General features: G+C 74.5%; 4 protein-coding genes. 3 read left to right on the top strand and 1 reads right to left on the bottom strand.

Annotated elements, in window-relative coordinates; genetic code table 11:
• Positions 1-2,031: pyruvate carboxylase (locus tag AB7J25_RS29960; protein ID WP_428514638.1), on the bottom strand; the 2,031-nt coding region annotated here is incomplete at its 3' end.
• Between the two features lie 688 nt (positions 2,032-2,719).
• Here AB7J25_RS29960 and AB7J25_RS29955 point away from each other — a divergent pair.
• The 3 genes from AB7J25_RS29955 to AB7J25_RS29945 all read left to right on the top strand — a co-directional run bounded on the left by AB7J25_RS29955 (position 2,720) and on the right by AB7J25_RS29945 (position 5,461).
• Positions 2,720-2,995 (top strand): hypothetical protein, encoded by a 276-nt coding sequence (locus AB7J25_RS29955; protein WP_428514636.1) that lies wholly within the window; start codon positions 2,720-2,722, stop codon positions 2,993-2,995.
• Between the two features lie 190 nt (positions 2,996-3,185).
• Complete coding sequence (locus AB7J25_RS29950) at positions 3,186-4,454, top strand: D-arabinono-1,4-lactone oxidase (protein WP_428514634.1); 1,269 nt, start codon at positions 3,186-3,188, stop codon at positions 4,452-4,454.
• Positions 4,451-5,461, top strand: a complete 1,011-nt coding sequence (locus AB7J25_RS29945; RefSeq protein WP_428514633.1) for an alanine racemase — start codon at positions 4,451-4,453, stop codon at positions 5,459-5,461. The genes AB7J25_RS29950 and AB7J25_RS29945 overlap by 4 nt, the downstream gene beginning before the upstream one ends.
• The last annotated feature ends 50 nt before the right edge of the window (positions 5,462-5,511 follow it).

Below are 5,511 nucleotides of genomic sequence, written 5' to 3'. Positions count from 1 at the left end.
CGCCGGGTTCGACAGGTCGCCCGTGTAGCAGAGCGCCACCTCGGCCACGGACGTCCCCGTCGCGCGCACCGCGTCGATCGCGGGGCGCATCTGGTCGATGTCGTTGAGCGCGTCGAAGATCCGGAAGATGTCCAGGCCCGAGGCGGCGGCCTCCTCGACGAACGCGTCCGTCACCTCGGTGGGATAGGGCGTGTAGCCGACGGTGTTGCGCCCACGCAGCAGCATCTGCGTGCAGATGTTCGGGACGGCCTCGCGCAGCGCGGCCAGCCGCTCCCACGGGTCCTCGTGCAGGAACCGCAGCGCCACGTCGTAGGTCGCGCCGCCCCAGCACTCCAGGGAGAGCATCTGCGGGGTCAGCCGCGCGACGTACGGCGCGACGGCGACCAGGTCGCGCGTGCGCACCCGGGTGGCCAGCAGGGACTGGTGCGCGTCGCGGAACGACGTGTCCGTGACGGCCACCGCGCTCTGCGCACGCAACCGGGCGGCGAAGCCCTCGGGGCCGAGCTCACGCAGGAGGCGGCGGGAGCCGTCCGGGGCGGGGGCGTGGACGTCGCAGGCGGGCAGCTTGTCGACCGGCTCGGCGACCCTGGGGCGGCGTCCGTTGGGCTTGTTCACGGTCGTCGAGGCGAGATAGGTGAGCAGCCGCGTGCCGCGGTCCGCGGGCTGGCGCGCCGAGAGCAACTCGGGGCGTTCCTCGATGAAGCTGGTCGTGATCCGGCCCGCCCGGAAGTCCGGGTCGGCGAGCACCGCGGCCAGGAACGGGATGTTCGTCGCCACCCCGCGGATGCGGAACTCCCCCACCGCGCGCCGCGCGCGGCGCACCGCCGTCTCGAACGTGCGGCCGCGGCAGGTGAGCTTCACGAGCATCGAGTCGAAGTGCGCGGACACCTCCGCGCCGGTGTGGGTCGTGCCGCCGTCAAGCCGCACGCCCGGGCCACCCGGGGAGCGGTAGTTGCCGATCACGCCGGTGTCCGGGCGGAAGCCGTTCGCCGGGTCCTCGGTGGTGATCCGGCACTGCAGCGCCGTTCCGTGCACGGAGATGAGGTCCTGGCGGATGCCCAGCTCGGGCAGCGTCTGTCCGGACGCGATGCGCAGCTGCGCGATCACCAGGTCGCTGTCGGTCACCTCCTCGGTGACGGTGTGCTCGACCTGGATCCGGGGGTTCATCTCGATGAAGTGGTGGTGCCCGCGTTCGTCGAGCAGGAACTCGACGGTGCCCGCGTTGACGTAGCCGATCTGCGTCGCGAAGGCGACGGCGTCCGCGCAGATCCGGTCGCGCACCACCGGGTCCAGGTTCGGGGCGGGAGCGATCTCGACCACCTTCTGGTGGCGGCGCTGCACCGAGCAGTCCCGCTCGTAGAGGTGCACGACGTTCCCGCGGACGTCGGCGAGGATCTGCACCTCGATGTGGCGCGGATTCACGACGGCCTGCTCCAGGAACACCGTCGCGTCGCCGAACGCGGACTCCGCCTCGCGCATCGCGGACTCGACGGACTCGCGCAGCGCGGCCCGGTCCGTCACCCGGCGCATACCGCGCCCGCCGCCCCCGGCGACGGCCTTCACGAACACCGGGAAGCCGATCTCCCCGGCCGCCGCGAGCAGCTCGTCGACGTCCGCGGACGGGGCGCCGGAGGACAGCACCGGGATGCCCGCCTCGCGCGCCGCAGCGATGGCGCGGGCCTTGTTGCCGGTCAGGTGCAGCACCCGCGCGGGCGGGCCGACGAAGGTGATGCCCGCCTCGTCGCAGGCCTCCGCCAGCTCGGGGTTCTCGGACAGGAAGCCGTAACCGGGGTAGACGGCGTCCGCGCCCGCGAGCTTCGCCGCCCGGATCACCTCCGGCACCGACAGGTAGGCCCGCACCGGGTGGCCCGGCTCGCCGATCCGGTAGGACCAGTCCGCCTTCGCCCGGTGCAGGGAGTTGCGGTCCTCGTACGGGTAGATCGCGACCGTCGAGGCTCCGAGTTCGGCGCAGGCCCGGAACGCCCGGATCGCGATCTCGCCCCGGTTGGCGACCAGTACCTTGGCGAACACGGCTCTCCTTCCGGCCGGCCCCCGCGGACCGGTCCCGCGCAATGATCGGCACCTCGGGCCGGGTACGCCAGCAAGGGTCGCAGGTCGAGACCGCGAACACTCGTTCGGACCCTGCACCCACGGCCCGGCTTCGGTACCAATGAGGGATGAGACGCCGCCATCATGCCCACGGCCGTCGCGGCGGGTCGGTGCACGTCCACGGCCGGGGCAGGCGTGGCCGGGTGGGCGGCGCGGCGCTCGTCGCGCGGCGGCTGCCCCCCGCGGTGCTCTTCGGTGGAGGAGTCGTCGTCCTGGGAGGGGTCGCGATGGCCGGCATGCTGTTCATGCTCTTCGTGGTCATGGTGTTGCCCGGGCTCCTCCTCGGGCTGGCGGCGGCGGCCATCGCCCAGCACCGGCGCCAGTACCACCGCGCGCTGCACCACCGCCACCACGGGGCGCACCCGGCGGTGCGGGCGGCGCACCCGGCCCTGCGCGCCCCGCACCCCGAGTTCGCCTGGCGCGCGGCCCGGGACCGGTTCGCCCGGCTGCGCACCGAGTACGCCTCCTACGAGTGCGACCCCATGAACGTGCTGCGCCTGCCCGCGCTCGCGGACGTCTCCGTCGAGAGCACGGCGCGGTTCGTCGACGCGTTCGCCCACGCGCAGGCCTTCGAGTCCGAGACGTTCCCGCCGCCGAGTTCGTCGCCGCCGTGGACCGCGCCGAACGGGCGTGGCGCGCCGCGTGCGACGCCGCCGAGCGGATCCGGCTCTCGGGGTTGTCCCCGACCGAGCGGGGCGCGGTCGAGCGCACCATCAAGCTGCTCACCACGGCCCGGGACACCAGCAACGACGCCGAGCGGCTCGCGGCGTACGGCCTGGCCCGCAACGAGCTGGCGAAGCTGGAGAAGACCGGCGCGGTGCACGTGCCGCGGCCGGCGCAGGACATCCTGGACGCCGCGGCCCGGGGCCAGCTCCCCGCGGCGTAATCCCGCCCACCCGCGAGTTCCGCATCCCACCGCCGCGAGTTGCGGGTTCCACCAGCGCGAGTCCTGCATCCGGCAGGCGCGGGGCGGCGCGCATCCGGCAGGCGGCGAGGCCGGTCACGCGATCCCACGTGCCGCGCAGGTGCAGGCGCGCCGCGCCTGCGTCGCGGCGCCGGTCGGCCATGCTGGCCGCATGGGCTGGCGCAACTGGGCGGGCACGCAACACGCGCGCCCGGCCCGGACGGTCGTCGCCGGCGACGTCGCGGCGGTCGCGGAGGCGGTGACGGCGGCGGGGCGGGACGGTTTGCGGGTGACGGCGCTCGGCTCGGGCCACTCGTTCACCGGCGTCGGAACGCCCGACGGCGTCGCGATCGTGGCGCCGTCCGACCCGGGCCTCCTCGCGATCGACGGCGACCTGGCGACCGTCCCCGCCGGGATGACCCTGCGCACCCTCGACGAACTGCTGTGGCACCACGGCCGCGCGCTGGCCAACCTCGGTGACATCGACGCCCAGACCGTCGCCGGCGCGATCTCCACCGGCACCCACGGCACCGGCACCCACCACCCGGGGCTGGCGGCGCAGGTCAGAGGCATGGAGATCGTGCTGGCCGACGGCAGCGTCGCCCGCTGGGGCGCAGGCTCCGACGAGCTGCGGACGGGACGGATCGGCCTCGGCGCACTCGGCGTCGTCACGTCGCTGACACTCGCGACGGTGCCCGCGTTCCACCTGCACGCCGTCGAGGAGACGCTCCCGCTCGACGCTGCCCTGGACGTGCTCGACGGCCCGGACGATCACGCGGAGCTGTACTGGTTCCCGCACGCGGACGTCGTCACCGCCAAACGCAACAACCGCACCACCGCCGACGGGCCGCACCGCAGCCGGGCCGCGGAGTGGCTCGGCGACGAGCTGCTCGGCAACGCCGGCTTCGCGGCGCTGTGCCGGATCGGCGAATCGGCACCGCGCGTCGTCCCCGCGCTCAACCGGTTCGCGGCGGCCAGGTTCGCTGCCGGCGAGTACGTCGACCGCTCCTACCGGGTCTTCACCAGCCCGCGGCGGGTCCGGTTCGTGGAGATGGAGTACGCGGTGGCGCGCGAGGCGCTGCCGGAGGCGTTCGCAGCCGTCCGGCAGGCGGCGCAGCGGCATGCGCAGGAGGTGACGTTCCCCGTCGAGGTGCGGATCGCGGCAGGCGACGACATCCCGCTCTCCACCGCCTACCGGCGCGACAGCGCCTACCTCGCCGTGCATGTGCGGCGCGGGCGTCCGCACGAGGCGTACTTCGCCGCCGTCGAGGACGCGATGCTCGCCCTCGACGGCCGCCCGCACTTGGGCAAGCTGCACGGGCTCGACGCCGCGGCGCTGCGGGAGCGCCACCCGGGCGTCGCGCGGTTCACCACGTTGCGCGACCGGCTCGACCCCGAGCGCCGCTTCGCCAACGCCTACCGGGAACGGGTGCTGGGATGAAGATCCACGACCTCGTGACGCCCGCGCTGCTCGTCGATGCGGACGCGCTCGAGGCCAACCTCGCCGACATGGCGGCCGCGCTACCGGGCCCGCGGATGCGCCCGCACGTCAAGGCGCACAAGTCCACGGAGCTGGCGCGGCGGCAGGCCGTGCACCACGGGGGTTTCACGTGCGCGACGATCCGGGAGGTCGAGGGGATGGCGGCCGCCGGGCTCGGGGCGGACCTGCTGCTGGCGAACGAGGTCCTCGACGCGCGCCGTCTCGGGGCGCTCGACGCGCGCGTGACCGTGGCGATCGACTCGGCCGAGACGCTCGCCGCCGCCGTCGTGGGCGGTGTGCGGGAGGTGCTGATCGACGTCAACGTGGGGCTGCCGCGGTGCGGGATCGCCCCGTCGTCGGCCGGCAGGCTCGCCGACGACGCCCGCGCCGCCGGGCTCACCGTCCGCGGTGTGATGGGCTACGAGGGGCACCTGCAGATGCTCCCCGACGCCGCCGAGCGCGCCCGGCTGACCGAGGAGTGCATGGCGAGGTTGACGGCGGCGCACGCCGACGTCGGTGGTGAGGTCGTGTCCGGGGGCGGGACCGGGACGTACGCCATGAACACCTGGGTGACCGAGGTCCAGGCCGGGTCCTACGCCCTGATGGACACCGCCTACACGGCCGCCGGGCTGCCCTTCCGCCAGGCGCTGACGGTGCTGGCGACCGTGATCTCGGTGACCGCCCCCGCCGGGGACATGCCGGGCTGGGCCGTCGCGGACGTCGGGCTGAAGTCGCTGGGCATGGACCACGGCAACCCGGCGGTGCCGGGTGGGCAGGTCTGGTTCTGCTCGGACGAGCACGTCACGTTCGCGCCGGACGCCCCGCTGCGCGTCGGGGACCGGATCCGCGCGCTGCCCGCCCACGTCGACCCGACCGTCGCGCTGCACGAGCGGATGCACCTGGTGCGCGGCGAGGGTGACGACGCGGAGGTGCTCGAGACCTGGCCGGTGGACCTGCGGGGCTGGTGAGAGGCACATGACGGCCTGACAGAACCCGCAACTCGCGGCGGCGAGATGCG

This window comes from Pseudonocardia sp., from assembly GCF_050246655.1.
Taxonomy (GTDB): domain Bacteria; phylum Actinomycetota; class Actinomycetes; order Mycobacteriales; family Pseudonocardiaceae; genus Pseudonocardia.
The sequence above is the reverse complement of the archived record's forward strand: the minus strand, read 5'-3'. Positions and strand labels throughout refer to the sequence as shown.

Bases quoted from the DNA above. Each gene is read 5' to 3' on its own strand.
- AB7J25_RS29945 (WP_428514633.1), top strand. From the start codon at position 4,451: ATGAAGATCCACGACCTCGTGACGCCCGCGCTGCTCGTCGATGCGGAC.
- AB7J25_RS29950 (WP_428514634.1), top strand. From the start codon at position 3,186: ATGGGCTGGCGCAACTGGGCGGGCACGCAACACGCGCGCCCGGCCCGG.